This is a genomic window from Duganella paludis, assembly GCF_054461335.1.
Genome location: NZ_CM136922.1, coordinates 6,138,400 through 6,164,048 on the forward strand (window position 1 = coordinate 6,138,400; position 25,649 = coordinate 6,164,048).

Consider the following 25,649-nt stretch of genomic DNA (forward strand, 5'->3'; position numbering starts at 1 on the left):
CCCTTAGGCGCCTGGTGGCGGGCCGCCGGCGCCTGGGCCTGGGCCGCCTGGGCCGCCCGGACGCTGGCCCCAGCCGCCTTCTTCTTTTTCGCCCGAGCTGCTGGCGCCGCCGAAGCGGTACGACAGGCCCAGGTAGAACACGCGGCCGTCGAAGCGGCGGGTGCTGGTCTCACGCAGCGTGGCGCTGTTGATGACGGTTTCCATCTTGTTGGTGTTGAACAGGTCGGTCACATTGGCCACCATGGTCAGCTGCGGCGTCACCGTGTGGCGCCAGCTCAGGTTGACCGTGCGGTTCGGCGAGCGGTAGCCCTGGCCCGACAAGGTCTTGCCCATCATTTGCAGCGCCATCTGGATCTGGTTGGCGGCGTCGTACTGATAGTTGAGGCGTGCGCGGCCGCTCAGCGAATTGGCGGTGCGCGTCACCAGCGTGCCGGTGTCGTCATAGCTGCGCTGCTGCGAACGCGCCAGGTTGCCGCTGGTGTTGAGCGTGAGCGACGGCGCCAGCTTGCCGCTGACCGTGAATTCCAGGCCGCTCGAATGGCTGCCCTGGCCATTGGCCTTGGTGGTCAGCAGCACGTTCGGCGCCACGAAGTAGCGGTAGTCGACGATGGCGTCGGTGTCGCGGCGGTAGTAGCCGCGCAGATTGGTTTCCAGTCCACCGAACTTGGTTTCGTAGCCGACTTCAAACGAATCGGTCTTGGTCGGCTTCAAATTCGGGTTACCCGACGAGACGTTGAATTCGTCGCGATAGGTCACGTACGGATTCAGGTCGTTGGCGTTCGGGCGGCGAATCCGGCGCGCGTAGGCGAAGCGCATGTTCGCGGTGTCGGTCGCCTTGTAGGTGGCGAAGAAACTAGGTATATAGTTTATATAATTATTGTTGGCCTTGACGCCGCCGGTGATCTGATCGATGTCCATCTCGGTGTATTCGGCGCGCAGGCCGGCCAGCGCACCCCAGCGCTCGTTCAGGCGCATCTGGTAGGTGCCGTACAGCGCGTACACGGTTTCGTCCAGCTCGTAGGCGTTGGTGCGGCCGGCGTTGACCCTGGCCACGCCGGTGACCGGATCGATGTCGGTGTACAGCGTATCGAAACTGCTGTTGTTGGAGGCCACCTTGTAGCCCGCCTTGGCGGTGCCGCCCCACAGCGGGCGCTCGTAGTCGCCGGTGAAGTCGATGATTCGGGTGTCGTTTTCGCTGTGCTGGTGGGCGCGCGTGTCGAAGACGTTGGGGTTGGCGTAGTCGTTGGTGTAGTCGCTGGTGTTCTCGTTTTCCGAAGTCGATACGCGCAGGTCGATCTTCAACGTTTCGCCCGGCAGTTCGCCCTTGTGGTCATAGCGGCCGCCCCAGCTGAAGTTCTTGCTGTCGCCGTTGCGCAGGGTGCTGCGCAGGTAGTCGTTGGCCGGCGTGGTGCTGGTGGCGCCGTTGTTGTAGCGGTCGGTGCCGCGCTGGTCGTTGCCACGGCCGTTGTAGTTGGCGCTGCCGGTCAGGGTGTCGGTCTGGTTCAGGTTGTAGCTGACCTGGCCGTTCAGCCCGACCATGTCGTTCAGGCCGCGCCCGACCGATTTCTGGCTGCTGTGCACGAATTCGCCGGTGTTCGGGTCGAGGCGGTCGCGGCTGACGTCGGCCACCGAGTTGCGGCCGTCGTGGCGCACGTTGGCGCTGCCCTGGAAGCCCCAGGCGCCTTCGTTGTAGGTGCCGTTGACGGCGCTGTTGTAGCGGCCGGCGGTGCCGGCGTTGCCGTTGACGGTGGCGAAGCCGCCCGGCTTGCGGTTGCGGCGCATCACCAGGTTCAGGATGGGACCGCCGCCCGCTTCATTGCCGAACTGCGCGCCCGGATTGTTGATCACTTCCACCGACTCGATGTCGTCGGCGGCCATGGCCTGCAGCGCGGCGCCACGGTTATCGCCTTGCAGCATGGCCGAAGGCTTGCCGTCCACCATGATCTGCACATTGCTGCTGCCGCGCAGCGTCACGCTGCCGTCCGGATCCACAGCCACCGAGGGCACGTTGTTGAGGGCGTCTGCGGCGGTGCCGTTGGTGCTGGAGACGTCCGACTTCACATCGTAGACCTGGCGGTCGATGCGGTTGGTCGGGCGCTCGGCGGACACAGTCACTTCCGGCACGACGGCTGTCGTTTCCTTGGCCTTGATGGCGGTGGCTGGCTTGGGAGCTGGCTTTTCGGGAGTGGCGGTTTGGGCGTAAGCTGGCAGAATGGCGCTGCCGGTCAGGCAGCAGGTAAGCAGGATCTTTTGCATGGTATCGACGGGGCGCCGTCAAGGTACGGTAGAGTTGCCATTATACCAGTGCAAAATATGGCAAAAAACGGCATTTACTCTACTTTACTTTAGCTTTACATAGGTACTTTCTTCGATAAGTACAGGATCGACCATGCGAATTATTCGGAGTATCTGGGCGTTAAAAAGCCCCGACTGGCGGAGCGTCATGTGATCTATTTCTTTTCCGCAGGCTTGTCATCTCTGGTGCTAACAGCCTTTTGCGCGTCAAGTCGTTCTTGAATTTGCTTCAGCAGGACGGCGGTCTCTTCAGTTTGCCTTTTGATGTCAGTCTGGGCTGCCGCAGTGTTCTTGCCCGACTCAAACGAAGCAAGCATGTTTGAGAGGACTGTCGCATTGAAGGCTGCCACGCCTAGGACAATTGCCAGGACGGTACTTACCGCTGTAATGATAATCGTCGACTTCAGACTTTTCATTTCCGCACTGCTGCGGTCCGCATTGTGTTTGATCTCGCTGCGAACCTGCGCGGAGTCCGATTCCATTCTCGTCAAGCGCTCTTCAAGCCGTTTGGCGCTTTCTTCCTGTCGCCCCAAGTACCCGTCAATACTCGCCTGAATGGCTGCAACTCTACCATCCATCTTCACTCCGATAGTTTCAAGTTTTGCGTCGATTTCTTCGCGGGTAGGAGTGCTCATGGATTGATCTTCTTCGTTTGGGCTTAGATTGTCAACAACCGCGTCATCCACCACAGACGTCTTGGCTGCCTCTGCAAGTTGATCGTCAAGAGCGGCCATGTCGACGTCATACTGCTGACGCAAAGCAGCCTTCTTGCCTTCCAGTAAGTGCCGATTCTTTTTTCATCGTGAATTTCTTTCGATAACTCGGCATCGGCCGAGATCAAGAGTGTATTGAGGTGATCAACCAGTTGAACAAAACCTACTGGCGCTTGATCTTGTGTATACGGGGCGCCAGTCGTCGTGGTTGATTCCCCTGTTTTTGTTTCGCTCATTCTCGACTCGCTACTGGTTAGTTATTTTTATGGATCCCCGATGGGGACACCTTGATAAGTGCCCAGGTAGCGCACATCGGACCTGCGGGATTTAAAATCCAGGCCCGCTCCCTCGCGTATCGAATGGTGCGCGAGCTGATTTTGGCGCGCTTGATCTTCTAAGTCTACATCCAATTCCCGGCGCCACCATGCCCGGAGCACGTCCCTCGCCGGCTCATGCTAAAGCGGTAGCTGCCATCCCGGCACTTCGCGGTGGCGCCGGCCGGCACCTTGCCGTCGACGCGCTTCGCTGGCGAGGAGGAGGGCGGCAATCAGGCGGTGCGTACTGAGATGCCTTTGTAAGTCATTGAGTTGTAAGGTGCTCAATAGTCGGCCATGATGGGGGCGAATCAGCGCGAGAATCAAACTAACTGTATGATCGATTGGAGAATTTTAGATCCTCATTTGCTTTACATAGGGAGAACAAGGCATGGCACGGGGCACGGCGCATATCGGCAAGGACACATACACCACGCAAATCGAGGTCGGCGGCCACGCCCTGACCGGCGACGAACCAGCGCGCAATGGCGGCAGCGGCGCGGGCCCTGCGCCGTACGACTATTTGCTGGCCGGGCTCGGCGCCTGCACCGCCATCACCATGCGCATGTACGCCGACCGCAAGCAGTGGCCGGTCGACGCGGTCGACGTGACCCTGCACCTGACCCATGGCGACGACGGCGCCATGGTGGTCCTGCGCACGCTTGCCATCCACGGCGCGGTGGATGCCGCGCAAATGGCCCGCATGGCCGAAATCGCCGAGAAAACGCCGGTGACGCTGACCCTCAAGGCCGCCATGCGCATCGATACGGTTCTGGCCTGAAGCGTTAAGTTTTTTTCATCTCCCCCGGAACCCGGCGCGGCAGTACTCGGTCTAACTGAGGCAAGTTGAGCCGTTTGACTATTCCTGGGGGATAACATGAACCTGATGAAATATCTGGCGGGGCTGATGGCGGTCGCCAATTTCGCCTTGCTGGCTGCCTACGAATCGGTGGCCGATACCGGTTGGCAGGACCGCAGCGTGCTGGTCGACAGCCTTGTCGCGCCGGTGCGGGGGCGCTTCGGCTTCCGCTATGTGGTTGATGACACCAGTTTGAACGGCCACTACGTCGGCATCGATGCGGTCAGCATCAACGCGATTCCGGAGCCCGTCACCGTGGCGCTGATCTGCCTCGGCGCGGTTGGGCTGCTGAGCCGCCGGTTGCGCCCGCGCCGGCTGCTGGCTGCCGGCGCCCTGGCTACCGGCGCCCTGGCCGCGCAAGCCGGCACGCCGGACACTGCCAGCGGCGTCATGAGCTTCCCGCACGTCCAGGTCCAGGTCCAGCCGGTCGCGCCATCGGCGCCGGGGCAGGACGGCTTCATGGCCTACAAGGACCCCGTCACCGGCAAGCTCACCGGCCCCGATCCACAGCAGGCGGCCTTGCTCACCGCCGCCGCACGCACCCAGATGCCCATCATGCGGCCGCTGCCGCCCAAGCCGCAGCCGTCGCACGGCGGCATCAGCCTGATGCTGGACGAGCGCCATGCGCGGTACGCCGTCGCCCGCAAGGCCGCCGACGGCAGCATTGCTGAAAGCTGCGTGCCCGAGGCCCAGGCACAGGGAGAGCGGCCATGAAAAACCTGCTGGCCGCGATCGCGCCCGCCATGGCCGCCGTGCTGTTCAGCTCCGTCAGCTGGGCCGCCGCCACCATCACCATCGTCAACGGTGACCCGGCCGGCGTCGGCTTCAACGATCCCGCGCCGGTGACGCAGGTCGGCGGCAACCTCGGCACCACGCTCGGCACGCAGCGCCTGAACGCCTTCCAGGCCGCCGCCAGCAAGTGGGGCGAAACGCTGGACAGCAGCGTGCCGATCCGCGTGCTGGCCACCTGGGAAGCCTTGCCCTGCACCGAAAGCGCCGCCGTGCTCGGCAGCGCCGGCGCGCTGGAGGTGTTCGCCGACTTCCCCGGCGCACCGCAGCGCAACGCCTGGTTCAGCAAGGCCGAGACCAACAAGCTGCTCGGTCTCGACACCGATCCCGACACGCCCGATATCCGCGCGCGCTTCAACGTCAACCTGGGCCAGCCCGGCTGTTTCACCGGCTCGCCGTTCTACCTCGGTCTCGACAACAACCACGGACCGAATACCGACCTGGTCACCGTGCTGCTGCACGAGTTCGCACATGGCCTGGGCTTCCAGACCTACACCGACGACCAGACCGGCGAACTGCTGGCCGGCGTGCCCAGCATCTGGGACTACTTCCTGCTCGACGCCAGCACCGGCAAGGTGTGGAAGGACATGAACAAGGCCGAGCGCGCCGCCTCGGCCGTCAAGTCGGGCAAGCTGGTATGGACCGGGGTGCAGGTCAACAATGCCGCGCAAACCGTGCTGCAGGCGGGCACGCCCATCCTCACCATCCTGTCGCCGCCGCGGGTGGCCGGCGTGATCCAGATCGGCACGGCCGCCTTCGGTCCATCGCTGGGCACACCGGGCCTGACCGGCGAGGTGATGCCGGTGGTCGATACGCCGCCAGACCTGGGGCGGGCCTGCGCGCCGCTGTCGCCGCTCAATGCGCGCGCCGTCCAGGGCAGGATCGCGCTGCTCGATCGCGGCGTCTGCACCTTTGTGGTCAAGGTCCTCAACGTGCAGGATGCCGGCGCCATCGGCGCGATTGTCGTGGACAACGTGGCCGGTGCGCCGCCGCCGGGGCTGGGCGGCAGCGAGCCGCGCATCGTGATACCGGCCGTGCGCATCACGCTGGAAGACGGCCTGGTGCTCAAGCAGGAGCTGGCGAAACGCACGCGCACGCACTCGGGCATGTTTGCCAACCTGGGGGTGAACCTGGGCGTGCGGGCGGGGACCGATGTGCTGGGCAGGGTGCTGATGTATGCGCCGCGCCCGAACCAGCCCGGCTCCTCGGTGTCGCACTACGACACCAGCGCCACGCCCAACCAGCTCATGGAGCCGGCCATCAATGCCGACCTGACGCACGGAGTCAAGCCGCCCTACGACCTGACTTTGCCGCTGTTGAAGGATATCGGCTGGTAGGGAGGCTCAGGCCGGGGCCGTGGTGACGTAGTCGAAAATGCGGTCGGCGCAGGCTTCGGAAATGGCGGTGAAGCGCGCGCCGTTGCGGTAGCGGCCGTGAGTGCCGATGACGGCGCTGTGCAGCACCGTCAGTGTGATCTCGTTGCGGATGGCGCTGCCGGGAAAACAGAAATTCAGCACGAACTGTTCGTGCGGAGTAATCGCGTGGTCGCTGACGAAGGCCACGCCCATGCGCGAGATATCGATGATCTGCGCGGGGGCGGTGGTCCTGCCATGAATATCGGTAATGTAGGCGTCGACCTGCAGCAGCCGTCGCACATGCTCTCGTCTCGGGTCCATCGTTTTTTCGGATAGCCGCTAAAAGCCGTAGTATGACAGAGCCGTGTGTTGGCGTACATACGGGCATGATCTTCCTTGATACGTTAGCAGCATGACTACACCACTCAATAAACAAGTCGACCGCCTGCTGCGCAAGGTGTTCGGCATCGAAGCGCTGCGCGACGGCCAGCGGCGCGTCATCGACAGCGTGCTGGCCGGCCGCGATACCCTGGCCGTTATGCCCACCGGCAGCGGCAAGTCGCTGTGCTACCAGGTGCCTGCGCGCTTGCGTAAAGGCCTGACGGTGGTGGTCTCACCGTTGATCTCGCTGATGAAGGACCAGGCGGAAAAGCTGGAGGAGGTCGGCATCGCCAGCGCCGCGCAAATCAACAGCAGCCTGTCGCGCAGCGATGAGCGCGAGGCGCTGCAGTCCATCGAAAGCGAAGACAAGGATATCGTCTTCTGCACGCCTGAACGACTGGCCATGCCGGAGTTCCAGGAACTGCTGCGGCAAACCAGCGTCGGCCTGCTGGTGATCGATGAAGCGCACTGTATCTCGCAGTGGGGCCACGATTTCCGTCCGGCCTACATGGAAATCGGCGCCGCGCTGGCGGTGCTGGATCAGCCGCAAGTGCTGGCCCTGACCGCCACCGCCACCGAGGACGTAATCGACGACATCCGCAAGCAGCTGGCGCGTCCTGGGCTGCGCGTGGTGAACACCGGCATCTACCGATCCAATCTGCAATATCGCGTGCGCCAGGTGACCAATCCGGATGAAAAATACGCGGTGATGCTGGAGCTGGTCCAAGCGACGGAAGGCGTCGGCATCGTGTACGCCGCCACCGTCAAGGCGGCCAAGGAAGCGTATCAAATGCTGCTCGATGCCGGCGAAAGCGTCACGCTCTATCACGGCCGCCTGAAAGCGGCCGAGCGCAGCGAGAACCAGAACCTGTTCATGAGCGGCGAACGGCGCGTGATGGTGGCCACCAACGCCTTCGGCATGGGCATCGACAAGAGCGACACCCGCTTCGTGATCCACCTGCAGGTGCCGGGCAATCTGGAAGCCTACTACCAGGAGTCCGGCCGGGCAGGGCGCGACGGCGAAGACGCCGAATGCACGCTGCTCTACTACCACGACGACACGCGCCTGCAAAAATTCTTCCTCATGAAGAGCAAGGCGCCGGACGACAAGCATGAACTCGACCGCGAGAAGCTGGAACGCATGATCGGCTACGCGCAAAGCGGCTTTTGCCGCTGGAAGCTGCTGCTCGATTATTTCGACGACCCACTGCCGGGTTTCGAGCGCTGCTGCCGTTGCGACAATTGCCTGTCGCCGCCCGTCATCTCAGGGGAGGACTTCGAACAGCAGCAGCTGGGTGACCTGCGACTTGCTGAAGTTGTCGTCGGAGATCAGCACCAGGCTGGCGTGGCCGTTGGCTAAACGTGGGCCGAGCGACATGCCTTCCAGGTTGTCGACGATGGGCAGGTTCAGGCTACCGAGATCGAGCACCAGGCGCTTCTTCACTAGCTGGTAGCTGGCGTCCTTCAAACTGACCAGGTGCTGGATGTCGGTCGCGCCGGTGGTGTCGATTTCGAATATCCGCACGTAGTCCTTGTACTTGCCGTCGTCGGCCTGCACGCCGGCGCGCTCCATCACCAGCATACGCTTGTCGCTCAGGCACACCAGTTCCGAAATGCCGTTGTCGGCGTACTTGCCTTTGCCCGGCGCGGCGGCGATGCGCTCCAGCGGGTAGGCGTATTGGCCCAGTAGCTTGCCGTCGCGGCTGAAATGGCTGATGCGGTTGACCGCGCCGCGTTCAGGGCTCGGTTCCGGCCCGTCCTGATACATCGGACCTTCCAGCGAGACCCACAGGCTGCGGCCATCCGGCGTAAAGCTGAAGCCCTCGAAACCTTGGTTGTTGCGCGGCCCGGAGAGGTGCTCCTTCGAGACGGTGAACATCGGCGGCAGCGGCAGCGACCAGAGGTAGCTGCCGTCGCGCGCGGCGCGGCGGATGAACGGCGACAGCGACAGTTCGACGTCGCCTTCGCTGGCGTACCAGATGCTGCCGTCCAGCGGATCGACGCGCACCGCTTCCAGGTCCGGCACCACGCCGCCGCTGCGCTTGTATTCATCCTTGGACGGGTAGGCGCGGCCGTCCGGTTGCAGCAGCGTGGTCACGCCGGTCAGCTGCAGCGGCGCGATAGACTGCGCATCGATCGACAGCTTGGCCCGGTAGTAGCGGGCAGGATTGATTTGCGAGCGGTCGTCGGAGATGATGACCCATTCGTCGTTGGCGGCGTCGTAGTCGATGCCGGACAGGCCGCCCACCTGGGTATCCTTGAACGGCATACGCCATGGCAGGCGCTGTTCGCCGACGAAGCGCAGGCTGCTGATGGTGAGGTCTGGATTGACTGGAGGGCGGGCGGTGAACGGCGCGCAGGCGCTGAGCGTCAGCGCGCAGGCGAGGGTGACGAGGGCTTTTTGCATCAGGACTTGAGTACCGTTCCGGCGAAGGTGTTTGCGTTTGCACATCTTAACACGCTAGAATACGGCCCATGCGTCGCCGACTACCCCTTGTTCATGTGTTTCTGTCATTGCTGCTGCTCTTCACGCAGCAGCTCGGGGTAGCGCACGTCTATACGCACTGGCTCGGCGTCGAACAGCAGAATGTCCGACTGAGCGACGAAGACCAGGCCGAGCACCGCAAGCGCCTAGCCGTCGACAAGATTTGCGCGGAGTGTGTGTCGGTGGCCCAGATGGGCGCCGTCATCACCAGTTCGCCGCTCACGCTGGCCATCTCCACCCTCAGCACCGGCCCGATCACCATCGAGGCCACGCAGGCCGCTTGCGAGCGGACCATCTGCGTCTTCCAGTCCCGTGCGCCCCCTCTGGCGTGACACCCGAAATCCGTTCTGAATTTTGAGTTTTTCGCCGCCGCGCGCCCGCATTCGGGCCGTGGTGCGCGTTCGTCACCCATATCGCTAGAGGTTTTACATGACTATCCAACGCACGCTGCTGGCCGGCGCCATTCTGTCCGCCTATTCTTCGCTGGCCTTCGCCCAGACCGCCGTAGTTCCACAAGTTGTCGTAACGGCTAACCCGTTTGGCAACACCGCCAACGACCAGATTCTCGCGCCGGCCAAGGTGCTGGCCGGGGATGAGCTGCGCGACAAATCCGGCAGCTCGCTGGGCGAAACGCTCTCGCAGGAGTTGGGCGTATCGGCGTCGGCGTTTGGCGCCGGCGCTTCGCGTCCTATCATTCGCGGCATGGAAGGCGCCCGCGTCAAGATGCTGGAGAATGGCATGGCCGTCTCCGACGTCTCGGGCCTGTCCAACGACCACGCTGTGGCGGCCGAAGGCGCCACAGCGCAGCAGATCGAAATCCTGCGCGGCCCGGCCGCGCTGTTGTACGGCTCGGGCGCCATCGGCGGCTTGGTCAACGTCGTCAACGAACGTATTCCGACCGCGCTGGAACCCAAGCTCACCGGACAACTGGAAGCACGTGGCAGCACGGTCGATAACGGCCGCAATGCTTCCGGCACCCTGGACGGTTCGGTCGATCATCTGGCCTGGCACGTCGACGGTAACTTCCGCAATGCCGACGACTACAAGATTCCAGGCAACCGCGTGCTGAACGATCCCGATTCGGCCTCCGGCCGCCTGCCACATTCGGACACGCGCTCGCGCAGCGTCGGCGTGGGCGGTTCGTACATCGACAACTGGGGTTTCGTTGGCGTTTCCGTTTCGCACCTGAGCAATCTGTACGGCATTCCGAGCGACGAAGGCTCGAAGATCGACCAGAAGCAGACCCGCTACGACATCGACAGCCTGGTGAAGGCGCCGCTGCAAGGCTTTGAGACCTTCAAGTTCAAGGCCGGCTACACCGACTACGAGCACGCCGAAATCGGCGAGGACGGCCTGCCCGCAGTGCAGTTCAAGAACCGCTCGCTGGAAACGCGCTTCGAACTGACGCACAAGCCGGTGGCCGGCTGGCACGGCACCTTCGGCGTGCAGACTGAGAACACCAACTTCTCGGCACTGAGCGCGGAGGGCGGTCCGGACACCGTGCCGGTCACCCGTTCCACTTCCAACGCTGCTTTCCTGGTCGAGGAAACCGACTTCGGCCCGGTCAAGTTCAACGCCGGCGGTCGCGTGGAGCGCGTCAAACGCGAGCCGGTGACGGGAGTGGACCGTTCGTTCAACCTGCAATCGGCGTCGGTGGGCGGCATGTGGCCGTTCGTGCACGGTTATGCGCTGGGCGCGACCTTGTCCTATGCGCAGCGCGCGCCGTCGACCGAGGAGCTGTATTCGAGCGGCCCGCACGACGCCACCGTGACCTTCGACATCGGCAACGCCGATTTCAAGAAGGAGACCTCGCGTAACATCGAAGTCAACGTCCAGAAGACCATGGGCCTGGTGCGCTGGAAGGCCAACGTCTTCCGCAACAAGGTGAGTGACTTCATCTACGGCCATATCACCGGCAACCTGCTCGATGCAGAGGGCAATCCGGGTGACGAACTGCGCGAGCGCATCTTCGAACAGGCCGACGCCACGGTGCAGGGCGCGGAAGCGGAGCTGGAATACAACCCGACCGGCTCCGGCTGGTCCGGCCGCCTGTTCGCCGACACCTCGCATGGCAAGCTGGATCGCGGCGGCAGCCTGCCGCTGCAACCGGCCACGCGCGTCGGCATCAGCACCGCGTACAAGATGGGTGACTGGCGTGCCGGCCTGTCGCTGGTGCACGCGCAGGCGCAGGACCGTCTGGCTTCGTTCGAAACCAGTGACACGCCGAGCTACAACCAGGTCAACGCCAACGTCTCGTACACGCAGAAATTGGGCAATTACGATCTGACCTGGTTCCTGCTGGCCAAGAACCTGACCAACGACGAGATCCGCGTATCGACTTCGGTGCTGAAGGATATCTCGCCGCTGCCGGGCCGTAACGTGGTGTTCGGCGTGCGCGCGAAGTTCTAAAGAAGTTTGTCAGACGTGAAGGCTGTCGAGGATGGCGGCCTTCAGATGGGCGGCGTCGGTGTCGCCGCGCTTGCGCGGTGCCGGGCCGGGATGGAACTCGGTCAGGCCGCCGTCCAGCAAGACCACGCGGTCGCTCAGGTAGAGCGCTTCGTCGATGTCGTGCGTTACCAGCAGCACCGTGAGCTTGTGTTCATGGGCGACCTTCAGCAGTAGGTCCTGTAGCTTCATGCGGGTGAAGGCGTCGACGGCGGAGAAGGGTTCGTCCAGCAGCAGCACGCGCGGCTGCGTGAACAGGCCACGCGCAATGGCGGCGCGTTGCGCTTGTCCGCCGGAGAGTTGTTTGGGCAGTGCGTCGGCATGTTCGTGCAGGCCGACTTCGGAGAGCAGGCGTGTGACCAGCCGTTGTGCGTTCTGCGCGTTGTCGCCGCCGTTGAAGGCGACGTTCTGCGCCACTGTCAGCCACGGGAACAGGCGCGGCTCCTGGAAGATGAAGCCGATGTCGCCGCTCACGCCGTGCAAGACGGTTCCGCCCAGTTTCACTTCGCCGCTGAAATGGCGGTCCAGTCCCGAGGCGATGGCCAACAAGCTGCTTTTGCCGCAGCCGCTGGCGCCGATCAGGCTGACGATTTCGCCTTCCTGCAAGCGCAGACCGACGTCCCTCAGGACGGTGCGCGCGCCGTAGCGCTTTTCTTTAACGTGGATGTCGAGTGCGATGGTCATGATGGGTTATGCATAGCTGTCGCGCCATGCCAGGCTGCGTTTTTCAATGACGGCCATCAGCGTGTCGCTGATTTTGCCGAGGATGGCCAGCAGCGCGATGGCCGCGAGGACGATGTCGGCGCGACTGGTTTCGCGGCCGTCCGAAAGTAAGTAGCCGAGACCCTTGCTGGCGGCGATTAATTCGGCCGCCACCATGAACATCCACGCCAGACTGAGGCCGTTGCGCAAGCCGGTCAGAATGGCCGGCAACGCGGCCGGCAGCAGCACGCGCCGGGTCAGTGCGATATTCGATAGTTGATATAGCCGTGCGACTTCGATCAGCTTGCGGTCCACGCCGCGTATGCCGGAGGCCACGCCCATGTAGATGGGGAAGAAGGCGCCGATGGCGATCAATACGATCTTTGGCGCTTCGTCGATGCCGAGCCAGAGCAGCAGCAGCGGCACCCACGCCAGCGAGGGAATCGCGCGCAGCGCCTGGAAGGTGGGGTCGAGGATGGCTTCGGCGTGGCGGCTAAGGCCGACGGCGGCGCCCAGCACAATTGCCAGCAAAGCGCCGCTGGCGAAACCAGCGGCCACGCGCAGCGTGCTGGCGCCGATATGTCCCAGTAGTCCTTGTGCGCCAAGGTCGCGCAGCGTTTCAATGATTTGCGTCGGCGGCGGCAGCATGTGCGCGGGAATCAGGCCGCCACGCACGGAAAATTCAATCGCCAGCAGCGCCGTCACGGGCAGCAGCAAGGCAAGCAAGAGCCGACGCGCGCGCTGACCGTTCTTTGTGCCGGGGCCGGCGCCGCCGTGCGGAGCCGCCTTGGCGTCCGCGTCGGCGTTGGCATCGGCACGCTTGCGGCGCAGCGCCGAGACCAGCTTAGCTTGTGCGGCGCTGGCCGCGTGCGCCAGTTCCGCCGCATCGGCGGCGGAGGGCGCATCGACGCGAGCTGCAAGTTGGCTGCTCATGCCCGCCGCTCCTAGCCGCGCGTGATGTACGGTTGCGCGAAGCGGGTATCCACCAGCTCCGAGATCGCGCGACCGAGGTCCACGTCCGCCTTGACCAGCGCTTCATCTTTCAGAATCGGCGCGGCCACCTGCAAGGCCTGCACATGCTCGCTGCCCGGCTGCGGATTGCTGAAGTCACTGCGCAGCTTCACCTGCAGCAGCGCCACCGACAACGACACCTTGGCCTCTTCAGACAAAATCTTGGCCGCCTCGCTCGGATTGGCGCGTATCCATGCGCGTGCTTTCTCATACGCTTTGATCACGCGCGCCACCTCGGCCGGCCGCGTCGCCAGGAAGTCCTCGCGCACGTTCAGGAAACCGTAGGTATTGAACGCGACGTTCCGGTAGATCAGCTTCGAGCCGCTTTCCAATTCGCTGGCGGCCATGTGCGGATCGAGGCCCGCCCACGCATCCACCTTGCCTTGTTCCAGCGCCGCGCGACCGTCCGCATGCTGCAAGCTGACATGCTCGATATCGCTGCGTTTCAAGCCGGCGGTCTTCAGGGACCGCAGCAGGAACAGATATGGATCGGTGCCCTTGGTAGCCGCGACCTTCTTGCCCTTTAAATCGGCCAGCGTGTGGATATTGGAATCCTTGCGCACCACCAGCGCGGTCCATTCCGGACGCGAGAATATATAGGGAGTCTTGATAGGATTGCCGTTGGCCTTGGCCAGCAGCGCAGCCAGACCGGCCGAGGAGCCGATATCGATACTGTTCGCGTTCAGGTATTCCAGCGCGCGATTGCTGCCCGCGCTCAGCACCCAGCGTATCTGCACGCCGTCGGCCTTGAAATCCTCTTCGAGCCAGCCGAAGCGACGCAGCACCAGGCTGGCGGGCGAGTAGTAGGCGTAGTCGAGGCGCAGCTCCTTGAGCGGAGCCGCGACCACCAGCGATACGGGAGAAAAGCCGGCAACGGCGGCGCTACCGGCCGCCAGTTTCAACAGGGTTCTGCGCTTCATGTTTTCCTTGGAGTGAGGCATTGATGCATAAAGTATTGCATCGACGCCCACCGAGGTACACGAATAAATCCTGCTTTACATAGTTGAAAACCGCATCAAGCCAGTGCTTCGGCAGGACCGAAGAACTCGTAGTAGGTCTGCGACGATGGCACGCCCAACTCCACCAGATGCGACTTGACGGCCTTCATGAACGGCGTCGGACCGAGGAAGTAAGCTTCCACGTCGCGCGTTACCGGCATCCACTTGGCCAACTGCTCCGGATTCAGATAGCCGGTGGCATGCGGTTGCGGCGCTTCGGCGTCGGCCACTTCGTAGCAGTAGAATCGCTGCAGCTGCGGGTGCTTCACGGCCAGCGCGTCGATGTGATCGCGGAAGGCGTGCACACCGGCGTGGCGCGCGGCGTGGATGAAGTGCACCGGACGGTTGCTGGTCAGCGCCGCCGTCAGCATGGCCAGGGTAGGCGTGATGCCCACACCGCCGCTGATCAGCACCAGCGGCTTGTCGCTGTCGGCCAGCACGAAGTCGCCCGATGGCGGGAACAGCTCGATGCTGTCGCCGACGTTGACCTGGTCGTGCAGGTAGTTCGACACCAGGCCGCCGGCTTCGCGCTTCACGCTGATGCGGTAGCTTAGCCCATTGGCGGCGGCCGACAACGAGTACTGGCGGCGCTGCGGATTGCCGTTCACATCGACGTTGACGCCGATGTATTGGCCAGGCTTGTGTGCCGCGACCTTGCCGCCGTCGGCCGGCTCCAGCACGAACGAAGTGATCTCGTCGCTTTCCGGCGTCTTCAAGGAGACTTTGAATTCGCGGCCGCCGCGCCAGCCGCCTTCGGCCTGCTCGTTTGCCTGATAAATGTTTTCCTCAGCGCCGATCAGGATCTGCGCCAGCTGGCCGTAGGCCGCGCCCCAGGCTTCGATCACGGCGTCGGTGGCCACTTCCTCGCCCAGTACTTCGCGGATCGCCTTCAGCAGCGCGCCGCCGACGATAGGGTAATGCTCCGGCTGGATCTGCAGCGACACGTGCTTGTTGATGATGGTGTTGACCAGCGGGCCAAGCTTCTCCAGCTTCTCGATATTCTTTGCATACATGAGCACTGCATTGGCCAGGGCGCGCTGCTGCGTGCCTTCGGTCTGGTTGGCCTGGTTGAACAGCGGCTTCACTTCCGGATGGTCGCGGAACAGCGATTTGTAGAAGTGGCGGGTCAGGGCTTCGCCGCCTTGTTCCAGAATCGGCACGGTGGCGGTGATGATGGCTTTGTGTTCGGTGCTCAGCATGATGGATCTCGGTTTCTATGAAGTTTCGACGTAAAGAAGTATATCATATGAATGTTTAGGCGTGCACGAGGCGCCGCCAAAATTTTGGCGGCGCAGCCGACTAGCTTATAAATCGAATTTCAGTTCCGCGACGTAGGTGCGCTGCGGGTAGGGATGGAAGTTCCAGTATTGGTAGTTGTTCAGGTTATCGACGCCCAGCGCCATGCTCCATTGCTGGTTGAAGCGATAGCGCAGGCGTGCATCGGCCGTGAAGTATTTGCTGGAGCCCTGGTAGGCGAAACCGTTGATGTCGGAATTGTCCAACGTCGTGAACTGCTTGCCGCTGTAGCGGGCCGCCAGCGTCACCGAAAGCTGATCGTTGACCGCATAGCTGGCGACGCCGCTTGCGCGCCACTTCGGTATGCGCGGCTGCCATTTTCCGACGCTGGCCGGCGCCTTGTCGTTGCGGATGATCTTCGAGTCGGTCCACGTCACGCTGGAGCTCAGGTCCAGGCCGAACACCTTGGCCGCATACGAGACTTCCAGGCCCTTGGTGCGGATCAGGTCCACGTTCTGGATATTGGTCACCATCGGCAGCACCAGCACATTGGTCTGCGAATACAGCGCGTCGCTGGTGCGTTCGCCGAAGGCGGTCAGGCGCAGGTAGCCGTCGGCCAGTTTGCGTTCGCCGCTCAGCTCCGTGGTCCATGATCTTTCCGGCTTCAGGTTAGGATCGTTGTTGGCCAACTGGCCGGAGGCATTGACGCCGCCCTGATACAACTCGGACACTGTCGGCATGCGCACGGCGCGGCCCAGCGACGCTTTCAGCACCCAGTCCTCGCTGGCCTGATACGCCAGCGCCGCCTTCGGCGAGACGTAGTTCTCGCTGCGCTCGGCGTGCGGCGCTCCCTTCGAAGCTGTGACGGTGTAGCCATCGTGCGCGTGCCAGTGCTCGAAGCGTGCGCCCAGCACGGTCTTCCACTGCGGCGCGAACTTCCATGTGTCCTGCGCATACAGGCTGTTGGTCTCGGTCTTGCCGGCGAAGCGCGAGGTCGGGTCGCCGACCGGCGTGCCGTTGATCCAGTCGCTGGTTGGCGTTTCGGCGCTGCTTAGTTTATATGCCTCGCGCTGATAGCCGAATTCCGCTATGTGCGCAGCGTCCGGCCGCCAGACGCCTTTTGCGGACAAGGTATTCCAGCCGGTGCCGCCCTGGTTCACCAGGCGTCCCTTGCCGCCGTTAAGCGCCGCCGGCAGTGCGACGGTCGCGGCGCGCAGCTGGTCCTTGTCGTAGTCGTACACGCTGGCCGCCAACTCCCAGTCGAAGGCGCCCTTGGTGTTGGTCTTCAAGGTCAGGCCGTGCATGATGTGCTGCAGGTCTTCGTTCGACAGGTTGAAATCGGTCTGGCCCAGCGTGTAACTGCGGCCATCGATGTTGATCGCGCCGCTGTAGACCGGCTGTCCGGCCGCATCGCGCAGATAGGTGGCGGGACGGCCCTCGGACTCATTGCGCCACAGGCCGAAGGTATAGGTGGCGCGCATCGTCGGCGAAAAGTCATACGCCAGCTTGGCTTTGATCTGGTCCTGCACCGTGTGGTACTGGGTGCCCGCGCCAAGCAGATACCAAGGGTTGTTGTTGCGATCGACGCCGGCCACCGCGCCGCTCACCGGCGTGCCGGCATTGCCGGCGATGGCCGCGCTGATCAAACGGGTAGGGAAGGTGAGCGGCTGGCCTTCGCTGTCGGTGCGGCTCACATCCACAAACCAGGACCATGCGCCGTGACGGTCGCCCAGTGCGAAGCTGCCTTGCCGACCCTCGTATTTGTCATCGGTGCGATACAGCTTGAAGGCTTGGTGCGTGAGGGTCAGCTTGGCGTGCGCCTCGAACTGCGTCGGCATGCGGGTGACGTAGTCGACCACCGCGCCGACCGAGTTGCCGCCGTAGGCTGCGGAAAACGGCCCATACAGCACATCGACCCGTTCGATTTCTTCCGGCGAGACCATGCCCCAGCGCGGCGCGAAGGTGGCGCCGTTGCCCAGGTAGTTGGACAGCAGGATGCCATCGGCATAGACCATCGAGCGCGCGCTGTTGCCCGTGCCCGAGGCGCGGGTGGACAGCACCGCGTGATTGTAGTCGCCGATATAGCGCTTGCGCACCAGGAGGCTGGGCAGGTATTTCAGCGCGTCCTCGGCGTCGGTGGCGTTGATATCGCGCTCGATATCGGCCTTGGTGATGCCTTCGATGGTGGTGGGGATCTGCGTCGGCAGCGAAGTAGGGCGGTTGCCGGTGATGGTGACGGTGCCCAGCTGATGCAGCTGAGGTTCTTCGGCATGGGCCGAGGCAAAGGCGGCAAGCAGCGCCAATGCCAATGGAGACATGGAGGTTTTCATGGTATTCCTGATGATGCGATAGATGGCCGCCGTCCCCGATACAGGGACAACGGATGAAGAGCCAACGATCAGGAAATAGCGGGCGGCCCGCGCGGGCTGGCGGCACGCCAGGTGTGCAGCGGCTGCGGCGCCGCGTAGAACAGAGGAGGATAGAAATCGTGGCCGCCGATGACGGCGAAACCGGCCAGCGTGTGCGGCGGCAGCGCCGGCGAACCGCCGTGGGTGGCGCAATACGGGCAATGCTCCATGCCGTGCATGATGCTGTCCGGCGTTTTCTTGGTGAAGCCGTCGGCCGTGCACATCTCCGTCAGCGCGGCGGGCGTGGACGCGGCCAGCGCGTGCGACACCGTTGGCGCCAGCGCGGCAAACATGACGGCCAGCATGGCGATCCATAAATGCAGCGTTTGACGTTTGAGATTCTTAAGCATTCATCAATTATAAGGCAAGCATGGATTTCGATGCCAGGGCTTGGAAAATGAGAATGAGAAGTGTTATCATTAATGTCGTTCCAAATAACAAGCTTTATTCATATGTCTGAATTTAAACTCACCGCCCTGGCTGCCGCCGTTTCCGTACTTTTCGCGTCCGCCGCGCAGGCCCAAACCGATGATGCGCCGATGGAAACGATCCAGGTATCCGGCAGCTGGCTGGGCTCCGGGCTGCAAAACAGCGTCAAGAATTTTGCCGGCGCGCGCACGGTGGTGGACAAGGAAGACATCGCCGAAAGCGGCGCGGCCAATATCGGCGACGTGCTGCGCCGGATTCCGGGCGTGCAATCGTCCGACAATTCGGGCACGGCCGGCAGCGCCATTTCGCTGAACATTGGCGTGCGCGGCCTGACCGGACGCTATTCGCCGCGTTCGACCGTGCTGCTGGATGGCATTCCGCTGGCGGTGGCGCCGTACGGCCAGCCGCAGCTGTCGTTCGCGCCGGTCAGCCTGAACAACATCGAATCGATCGACGTGGTGCGCGGCGGCGGCGCGGTGCGCTACGGCCCGCAGAACGTCGGCGGCATCATCAACTTCCGCAGCCGCACGATCCCGCAAGGCGAGGGCGTGAGCGGCGATGCGACCGTGCGCTACAACGACTTCGGCGAAGGCGGCAGCAACCGCCAGTACAGCGCCTTTGTCGGCGGCACGGCCAGCAACGGCCTGGGCGTGGCGTTGATGTACTCGGGCATGGAAGGATCGGAATGGCGCGCAGGCAGCGATGAAAAGGTCAACGACGTGGCCGTGAAATTCCGCTATCCGCTCACCGCCAGCAGCGAGGTGTACGGCAAGGTCAGCTACTACGACGTCACATCGCGCACGCCGGGAGGACTGACGGTGGCGCAATACAACGCCGACCCGTATCAGAACACCCGGCCGAGCGACTTCTGGAGCGGCGACCGCAAGGGCGTCGACCTCGGCTACCTAAACACCATCTCGGTCACGCAGGAATTCGAGATCAAGGCTTACTACAACGAGAGCTTCCGCCAGAGCGCGCTGATCAACGCGGCCAAGACCCAAGTCACCTGGCAGCCGCGCAACTACCGCGTCACCGGCATTGAACCGCGCTACACGCAGCGTTTCAGCGTGGGCGGGCTGACGCACGACGTCACGGCGGGCTATCGCTACCTGCGTGAGCGCGGCGACGACAACAGCTACCTCCAGACCGTGGCGAGCGGCGCCAATGGCGTCACCACCACCTTCATCAACAGCACCGACGCGCACTCGGTCTACATCGACGACCGCATCGCCTTGGGTGCATGGCGCATCACGCCGGGTGTGCGTTACGAGAAAATCTCGTCGACGCGCGACGACCTCGCCGCCAAATCGCACTTCGAGACCGACAACAACAAGGCGCTGCCATCGCTGAACGTGGCCTACATGGTGAATCCGGCGCTGACGGTGTTCGCCAACTACACCACTTCGTTCGGCTCGGTGCAGAACACGCAGCTGAACTCGCAAACGCCGGACAATCCGCTCAAGCCGGAAGAGGCGAAAACGGCCGAACTGGGCGCGCGCTGGAAAACCGGCGCGGTCAGCGCGGAAGCGACGCTGTTCAAGCTCAAGTTCGACAACCAGATTGTACAAGTGCCGGGCATCACGCCGGCGACCTTCCGCAACATCGGCGCCACCAGCCACGAGGGCATCGAAACCGCCGCCGACTATAGCTTCGACGAAGCGAGCGCGCTGGGGGGGCTGAACCTCTATGTCAACTACACCTACACCAAGGCGATCCAGGAGTCGGGCGCGACGGCGGGGCTGGACGTGCCGTTCTACGCGCGCCACACCGACACCATCGGCGCGCGCTACCGCGTGGGCGCGTGGACGGCCAATGTATCGAGCACGCACCAGACCAAACAGTATTCCGACACGGCCAACACCGTAGCGGAAACAGCCAACGGCGGCACCGGCGTGGTGCCAGGCTTCCGCGTCTGGAACGCGCAACTGTCCTGGAAGCAAGCGGCCTATGAAGTGTCGGCAGGCGTCAACAACATCGCCGACAAGCGCTACTACACCCGCAACGTCGACGGCAACGCCGGCCGCATGGCCGCCGCGCCCCGTACCGCCTACCTGCAACTCCGCGTCTCCTACTAAGGGGGGACGTAGGACTAAGATGACATTTTGCAATGTTCGTAGCCTACATAGGACTACAGGGTGGTCCTATACCGCTGAAATGGCTGCCTCGATATAGTGTCTACATCAACTAGACAGACACTTACCGAGGCAAACCATGAACGCTATGCACACTTCCCCAGCCGCTTCCCAGTCCATCAGCCTGATTGGCGCCCAGCAGAACGATTTGCTGCGTGCTCTTTCCCGTGATGACCTGCTGGCCCTGTTCAGCAATCTGGATCTGGTGACGCTGCCCGAAGGGAAGCATCTGTTTGACTACGGTGACACTGTCGAGTACACCTACTTCCCCACCAACGCCATCATCTCCCTCCAGTATGTAATGGAAGACGGCGCCACGACCGAGATCGCCGTTGTCGGTCGCGAAGGTGTGGTTGGCGTGGCCCTGCATCCAACCGAGCGCGCCAGCTACGCCGCCGTGGTGCAGACCGCCGGTTATGGCTATCGCCTGAAAACCTCGGTGCTGCGTGAAGTGTTCTACACCGGCGGCCCTCTGGCTCAACAGCTGATGCGCTACACCAGCATGATGTTCGCCCAACTGGCGCAAAGCGTGGCCGGCAGCCGTCATACCAGCATCGAGCAGAAACTTTGCCGCTGGCTGCTGGAACGCCTGGACCGTTCCCTGTCCAACGAATTGAAAGTGACGCAGGAAATGATCGCCAATATGCTGGGCGTGCGTCGTGAAAGCATCACCGGCGCGGCCGGCAAGCTGTCTCAGGAAGGTTTGATTGCCTATCGCCGCGGTTGTGTGACGGTGCTGGACCGCGATGGCATGGAACGTCGCGCAGGCAGCTGCTACCAAGGCCGCGTGAACAATTCGGCTCCGGCCCAGGCACGCTACGCAGCGTAATTAATGCAGAACGCGGGAGGGCGGCTGAATCAGGAAGCCCCCAAACGCCGGTGGCGCAGGGTGGCGGGCAGCCAGGTCTTGATCCAGCTTGCGCTGCACCAGCTTGTGCCAGGCGCTGGCCCAGCGGGCCGCCAGTTCGGATTCTTCGGCCGAACGCGCGTACAGCGTTCTTTCCACGGCGATTTTCTGACGTTGCAGGGCGTAGCTGGCGGATATCAAGGTAGTCATGGCGTAGTTTGACTGGATGGGTTGATCGATAAGGCAGTGCCATTGTGCCGCCAGACCCCGCTCCTGAATGTGCGCCAGTTCACCCATAACGACGAGAATTCGAACTCAGCCGTGTAAAATAGACGCGCTGTTGCATTTTTGCACCGTTTCTTGCCGGACTTTTCCCTACATGTGGTGTTCCCAATTTTCTAAAAACGCATTGGCTGGCCTGACCACGTCGTTTGCGCTGGTCCCCGAATGCATCGCTTTTGCGCTGGTGGCGCACCTGAATCCGCTGACCGGCCTGTATGGCGCGTTCTTCATCTGCACGCTGACCGCCATTTTTGGCGGCCGTCCCGGCATGATTTCCGGCGCGGCCGGGTCGATGGCGGTGGTGATCGTGGCCCTGGTGGCCCAGCACGGCCTGCAGTATTTCCTGGCGACGGTGGTGCTCAGCGGGCTGATCATGCTGTTATTTGGCGTGTTGCGGCTCGGTAAACTGGTCAGCATGGTGCCGCATCCGGTGATGCTCGGTTTCGTCAACGGGCTGGCGATCGTGATCGCCTGGTCCCAACTCCAGCATTTCAAGCTGAATGGCGCCTGGCTGCAGGGGACCGCACTGGTCTGGATGTGCGGCCTGGTGCTGCTGACCATGGCCATCGTCTATCTGCTGCCGCGCCTGACCAAGGCGCTGCCGCCGGCGCTGGTGGCCATCGTCGGCGTCGGCCTGGTGTCGGAGGCGCTGCATCTGCCGGTGCACACGCTGGGCGACATGGCGCGCATCGCCGGCGGCCTGCCGGTGTTTGCCTTGCCCGAAGTGCCGATGACGCTGGAAACCTTGCACATCATTTTCCCCTACGCCGCGCTGATGGCGGTGGTCGGCCTGCTGGAAACGCTGCTGACCTTTAATCTCACCGATGAAATCACCGAAACGCGCGGCGTGCCGAATCGCGAGTGCGTGGCGCTGGGCGTGGCCAACGTGACTTCCGGCCTGTTCGGTGGCATGGGCGGTTGCGCGATGATCGGACAGACCATGATCAACCTGAGTTCCGGTGGCCGCACGCGCGTTTCGGGTGCGGTCAGCGGGATAATGATATTACTGTTTATACTGTTTTTGTCGCCGCTGATCGAACGCATTCCGCTGGCGGCGCTGGTGGGTGTGATGTTCGTGGTGGCGCAGCAGACCTTTGCCTGGAGTTCCTTGCAGGTGCTGGGCAAGGTGCCGCGTCATGACGCCTTGCTGATCGTCGCGGTGACGGCGATTACGGTGGCGACCGACTTGGCGACGGCGGTACTGTGCGGCATCGTGATGGCGGCGCTGAGCTTCGCCTGGCGCCATGCACGCGAGATCCGCGCGGACGTGGCGACGGTGGAAGACGCCAAGATCTACACGACGCACGGTACGCTGTTCTTCGCTTCCATCGCCCGGTTCAACGATCTGTTCGATCCGCAGGGCGATCCGCAACAGGTGGTGCTCGATTGCCGCCACATGCGCCTTGCGGATCATTCCGCCGTGGTGGCGGTCGCCACGTTGAGCGAACGCTACGCCAGGGCCGGCAAGGTGCTGCAAGTGCAGCACCTGTCCAAACGCTGCGCAACGCTGCTGCAACGCTCGGGCGTGATGGCTACGGTATGAAATCCTGATCGGGTATCTGATCGACCGTATAAGGATTGTTGGTCGGGAAACTGTCTAGCAGCATCAGCGTTTCCAATGCCCAGATTCCCAATCGGGCTGGGCCAGCGTGTGCATGAGGCGCCTCCAAAAGCTTGAGCGTAAACCGATCTTACGCCCGGCCTTTGAGGCGAATCAAGTGTGCCGGCCCAGTGGTGTTACTTGCCTTCCAGCGCAGCGATGGCGGCCGCCACGCCGGCGCCATAGGCCGGATCGGCCTGGGTGCAGTTGTAGATGTGACGCTCCTGCACCGGCTTCGACACGCCGTGGATGGCGCGCGCCGTGTTTTCGAACAGCAGCTGCTTCTTCTCCGTCGTCAACAGGCGGAACAGATTGCCCGGCTGCGAGTAGTAGTCGGTGTCCACGCGGTGGTTCCAGTGATCTGCCGCGCCCTCCAGCGACAGCGGCGGTTCCTTGAACTGCGGGCTTTCCTGCCACTCGCCACGGCTGTTCGGCTCATACGGCGTGCTGCCGCCTTCGTTCGGCAAGACGCGCATGGCGCCGTCGCGGTGGTAGCTGTGGAACGGGCACTTCGGCGCATTCACCGGAATCTGGTGATGGTTCACGCCCAGGCGATAGCGCGCCGCATCGCCGTACGAGAACAGCCGCGACTGCAGCATCTTGTCCGGCGAGAAGCTCACGCCCGGCACCACGTTGGCCGGCGAGAAGGCCGATTGCTCCACCTCCGCATGGTAGTTCTCCGGATTGCGGTTCAGCTCCAGGATGCCGACGTCGATCAGCGGGTAGTCCTTATGCGGCCAGACCTTGGTCAGGTCGAACGGGTGGTACGGCACTTTGGACGCGTCGTCTTCCGGCATGATCTGCACCGCCAGCTTCCAGCTCGGGAATTCATTGCGTTCGATGGCGTCGAACAGGTCGCGCTGCGAGCTTTCGCGGTCGGCGCCAACCAGCGCGGCCGCCTCGGCATCGCTCAGGTTATCGATGCCTTGCTGGCAGACGAAGTGGAACTTCACCCAGAAGCGTTCATTGCCTGGGCTGATGAAGCTGTAGGTGTGGCTGCCGAAGCCGTGCATGTGGCGGTAACCTTTCGGAATGCCGCGATCGCTCATGACGATGGTGACCTGGTGCAGCGCTTCCGGCAGCAGGGTCCAGAAGTCCCAGTTGTTCTCGGGGTTGCGCAGGTTGGTCTTCGGATCGCGCTTGACCACGTGGTTCAGGTCCGGGAATTTCAGCGGATCGCGGAAGAAGAACACCGGCGTGTTGTTGCCGACGATGTCCCAGTTGCCTTGCTCGGTGTAGAACTTGATGGCGAAGCCGCGAATATCGCGCTCGGCATCGGCCGCGCCGCGTTCGCCGGCCACGGTCGAGAAGCGCGCGAAGACATCGGTCTTCTTGCCCACTTCCGAGAACAGCGCCGCGCGCGTGTACTTGCTGATGTCGTTGGTGACGGTGAAGGTGCCGTAGGCGCCCGAGCCCTTGGCGTGCATGCGGCGCTCGGGGATGACTTCACGCGCGAAATGGGCCAGCTTTTCCAGGTGCCACACATCTTGCAGCAGCACCGGACCGCGCGGACCTGCGGTCTGGGTATTCTGGTTGTCGACGACTGGCGCACCAGCGGCAGTAGTGAGATTTTTCATGAAACTTCCTTCGCCTGATTTGGGATGAATGGAAACTTCCAGCATAACTACTACTACAACTTTTTACCGCTCTCAAAAGTGAGAGCGGAATGTAAAAACGCCCGGCGGTAAGGCCGGGCGTTTTATCTTACATCAGTTTTTCAAGCAGAAATTATTTGCTTGGATAAACGATAACGTCACGACGGTCGTTGGCGCGTGCTGCGTCGTCGGTACCGGTGGCTTTTTCTTTACCGAAGCTGACGGCTTCCATCTGACCTTCTTTCACGCCTTGTACTTTCAGGGCGGTGATCAGGGCTTGCGCGCGCTTCTGGCCCAGGGCCAGGTTGTACTCGGCGCCGCCGCGGTCATCGGTGTAGCCTTCGACTTTGACTGCAACGTTAGGGTTTGCGGCCAGGAATTTGGCGTGATCGGCAACCAGGGTGTCGAATTCAGGCTTGACGTTGTACTTGTCGAAGTCGAAGAACACGGTGCGGTTTTTGTAGATCGAGCTGTTTGGATCCAGGTACGCTGGCAGTGGAGCAGCAACTGGTGCTGGTACTGGAGCGGCTACTGGAGCTGGCGCAGGTGCAGCAACTGGCGCTGGCGCCGGTGCAGGGGTTGGTGCAGGTGCTGGGGTCGAGCAGGCGCTCAGCAGAGCGATGGTGCAGGCTGCCAGCAGGATTTTGGTATTTGCTTTCATCGTAAAACTCCCGAATTGGTTTTGTTTGTGGGACACATGAGGACACACGAGGGTGTGAGGCTGTACCTCCAGCCGCGAGCAGTATTATATAAGCGTTTCCCTAAGAAATATT

Annotated in this window: 22 protein-coding genes and 1 pseudogene; 9 read left to right on the plus strand and 14 right to left on the minus strand. The window is 62.7% G+C overall.

Annotated features, from left to right (window positions below; all coding sequences use genetic code 11):
* Positions 1-3: 3 nt before the first annotated feature.
* The 3 genes and pseudogenes from ACXZ1M_RS27085 to ACXZ1M_RS27095 form a co-directional block, all read right to left on the minus strand.
* The gene (locus ACXZ1M_RS27085) at positions 4-2,256 is read right to left on the minus strand and encodes a TonB-dependent receptor domain-containing protein (protein ID WP_459050693.1); all 2,253 of its coding nucleotides are present in this window, start codon (positions 2,254-2,256) and stop codon (positions 4-6) included.
* A gap of 194 nt (positions 2,257-2,450) precedes the next feature.
* A complete protein-coding gene (locus ACXZ1M_RS27090) occupies positions 2,451-3,029 on the minus strand; it encodes a hypothetical protein (protein WP_459050694.1) in 579 nt (192 codons plus the stop codon).
* Positions 3,030-3,408: 379 nt separating this feature from the next.
* Positions 3,409-3,540: pseudogene (locus ACXZ1M_RS27095) on the minus strand (DUF3761 domain-containing protein); the annotation flags it as partial.
* A 173-nt stretch (positions 3,541-3,713) separates the two neighbouring features.
* On the opposite strand from ACXZ1M_RS27095, the gene ACXZ1M_RS27100 reads away from it, so the two are divergent.
* From ACXZ1M_RS27100 to ACXZ1M_RS27110, 3 genes are all read left to right on the plus strand, one after another.
* A complete protein-coding gene (locus ACXZ1M_RS27100; RefSeq protein ID WP_459050695.1) occupies positions 3,714-4,103 on the plus strand; it encodes an OsmC family protein in 390 nt (129 codons plus the stop codon).
* 96 nt (positions 4,104-4,199) lie between these two features.
* On the plus strand, positions 4,200-4,895 hold the full coding sequence (locus ACXZ1M_RS27105) for a post-PEP-CTERM-1 domain-containing protein (RefSeq protein ID WP_459050696.1): 696 nt from the start codon (positions 4,200-4,202) through the stop codon (positions 4,893-4,895).
* Positions 4,892-6,307 carry a PA domain-containing protein gene (locus tag ACXZ1M_RS27110; protein ID WP_459050697.1) on the plus strand — a complete coding sequence of 472 codons (1,416 nt, stop codon included), beginning with the start codon at positions 4,892-4,894 and terminating at the stop codon, positions 6,305-6,307. The genes ACXZ1M_RS27105 and ACXZ1M_RS27110 overlap by 4 nt, the downstream gene beginning before the upstream one ends.
* 6 nt (positions 6,308-6,313) lie before the next feature.
* Here ACXZ1M_RS27110 and ACXZ1M_RS27115 read toward each other — a convergent pair whose 3' ends face one another.
* Positions 6,314-6,646, minus strand: a complete 333-nt coding sequence (locus ACXZ1M_RS27115; RefSeq protein WP_459050698.1) for a PilZ domain-containing protein — start codon at positions 6,644-6,646, stop codon at positions 6,314-6,316.
* A 91-nt stretch (positions 6,647-6,737) separates the two neighbouring features.
* Between ACXZ1M_RS27115 and ACXZ1M_RS27120 the strand changes: the two genes are divergently transcribed.
* Complete coding sequence (locus ACXZ1M_RS27120) at positions 6,738-8,066, plus strand: RecQ family ATP-dependent DNA helicase (protein WP_459050699.1); 1,329 nt, start codon at positions 6,738-6,740, stop codon at positions 8,064-8,066.
* On the opposite strand, the gene ACXZ1M_RS27125 is transcribed toward ACXZ1M_RS27120, so the two are convergent.
* The gene (locus ACXZ1M_RS27125; RefSeq protein ID WP_459050700.1) at positions 7,971-9,113 is read right to left on the minus strand and encodes an esterase-like activity of phytase family protein; all 1,143 of its coding nucleotides are present in this window, start codon (positions 9,111-9,113) and stop codon (positions 7,971-7,973) included. The two genes, ACXZ1M_RS27120 and ACXZ1M_RS27125, sit on opposite strands and share 96 nt — an antisense overlap.
* Before the next feature lie 68 nt (positions 9,114-9,181).
* On the opposite strand from ACXZ1M_RS27125, the gene ACXZ1M_RS27130 reads away from it, so the two are divergent.
* Both ACXZ1M_RS27130 and ACXZ1M_RS27135 read left to right on the plus strand, forming a co-directional pair.
* Complete coding sequence (locus ACXZ1M_RS27130; RefSeq protein ID WP_459050701.1) at positions 9,182-9,523, plus strand: hypothetical protein; 342 nt, start codon at positions 9,182-9,184, stop codon at positions 9,521-9,523.
* A gap of 97 nt (positions 9,524-9,620) precedes the next feature.
* Positions 9,621-11,600, plus strand: a complete 1,980-nt coding sequence (locus ACXZ1M_RS27135) for a TonB-dependent receptor (protein WP_459050702.1) — start codon at positions 9,621-9,623, stop codon at positions 11,598-11,600.
* Positions 11,601-11,609: 9 nt separating this feature from the next.
* On the opposite strand, the gene ACXZ1M_RS27140 is transcribed toward ACXZ1M_RS27135, so the two are convergent.
* From ACXZ1M_RS27140 to ACXZ1M_RS27165, 6 genes are all read right to left on the minus strand, one after another.
* On the minus strand, positions 11,610-12,320 hold the full coding sequence (locus ACXZ1M_RS27140; RefSeq protein WP_459050703.1) for an ABC transporter ATP-binding protein: 711 nt from the start codon (positions 12,318-12,320) through the stop codon (positions 11,610-11,612).
* 6 nt (positions 12,321-12,326) lie between these two features.
* Positions 12,327-13,271: an ABC transporter permease gene (locus ACXZ1M_RS27145; protein WP_459050704.1), complete on the minus strand. Its 945-nt coding sequence runs from the start codon at positions 13,269-13,271 to the stop codon at positions 12,327-12,329.
* Between the two features lie 11 nt (positions 13,272-13,282).
* Positions 13,283-14,269, minus strand: coding sequence for an aliphatic sulfonate ABC transporter substrate-binding protein (locus ACXZ1M_RS27150; protein ID WP_459050705.1), 987 nt, complete (start codon positions 14,267-14,269; stop codon positions 13,283-13,285).
* A 95-nt stretch (positions 14,270-14,364) separates the two neighbouring features.
* On the minus strand, positions 14,365-15,546 hold the full coding sequence (hmpA, locus tag ACXZ1M_RS27155) for an NO-inducible flavohemoprotein (RefSeq protein WP_459050706.1): 1,182 nt from the start codon (positions 15,544-15,546) through the stop codon (positions 14,365-14,367).
* A gap of 105 nt (positions 15,547-15,651) precedes the next feature.
* Positions 15,652-17,913, minus strand: a complete 2,262-nt coding sequence (locus ACXZ1M_RS27160; protein ID WP_459050707.1) for a TonB-dependent receptor — start codon at positions 17,911-17,913, stop codon at positions 15,652-15,654.
* A 68-nt stretch (positions 17,914-17,981) separates the two neighbouring features.
* The gene (locus ACXZ1M_RS27165; RefSeq protein WP_459050708.1) at positions 17,982-18,341 is read right to left on the minus strand and encodes a DUF2946 domain-containing protein; all 360 of its coding nucleotides are present in this window, start codon (positions 18,339-18,341) and stop codon (positions 17,982-17,984) included.
* Positions 18,342-18,443: 102 nt separating this feature from the next.
* Here ACXZ1M_RS27165 and ACXZ1M_RS27170 point away from each other — a divergent pair, with 102 nt between their 5' ends.
* Together ACXZ1M_RS27170 and ACXZ1M_RS27175 are read left to right on the plus strand one after the other, a co-directional pair.
* Positions 18,444-20,495, plus strand: a complete 2,052-nt coding sequence (locus ACXZ1M_RS27170) for a TonB-dependent receptor family protein (RefSeq protein WP_459050709.1) — start codon at positions 18,444-18,446, stop codon at positions 20,493-20,495.
* Positions 20,496-20,631: 136 nt separating this feature from the next.
* The gene (locus ACXZ1M_RS27175) at positions 20,632-21,381 is read left to right on the plus strand and encodes a Crp/Fnr family transcriptional regulator (protein ID WP_459050710.1); all 750 of its coding nucleotides are present in this window, start codon (positions 20,632-20,634) and stop codon (positions 21,379-21,381) included.
* On the opposite strand, the gene ACXZ1M_RS27180 is transcribed toward ACXZ1M_RS27175, so the two are convergent.
* Positions 21,382-21,609, minus strand: a complete 228-nt coding sequence (locus tag ACXZ1M_RS27180; protein WP_459050711.1) for a hypothetical protein — start codon at positions 21,607-21,609, stop codon at positions 21,382-21,384. It abuts the gene before it with no gap.
* Positions 21,610-21,778: 169 nt separating this feature from the next.
* On the opposite strand from ACXZ1M_RS27180, the gene ACXZ1M_RS27185 reads away from it, so the two are divergent.
* Positions 21,779-23,224, plus strand: a complete 1,446-nt coding sequence (locus ACXZ1M_RS27185) for a SulP family inorganic anion transporter (RefSeq protein WP_459050712.1) — start codon at positions 21,779-21,781, stop codon at positions 23,222-23,224.
* A gap of 194 nt (positions 23,225-23,418) precedes the next feature.
* Here ACXZ1M_RS27185 and ACXZ1M_RS27190 read toward each other — a convergent pair whose 3' ends face one another.
* Together ACXZ1M_RS27190 and ACXZ1M_RS27195 are read right to left on the minus strand one after the other, a co-directional pair.
* Positions 23,419-24,858 (minus strand): catalase, encoded by a 1,440-nt coding sequence (locus ACXZ1M_RS27190; RefSeq protein ID WP_459050713.1) that lies wholly within the window; start codon positions 24,856-24,858, stop codon positions 23,419-23,421.
* 151 nt (positions 24,859-25,009) lie between these two features.
* Positions 25,010-25,537, minus strand: a complete 528-nt coding sequence (locus tag ACXZ1M_RS27195) for an OmpA family protein (protein ID WP_459050714.1) — start codon at positions 25,535-25,537, stop codon at positions 25,010-25,012.
* Positions 25,538-25,649: the final 112 nt, after the last annotated feature.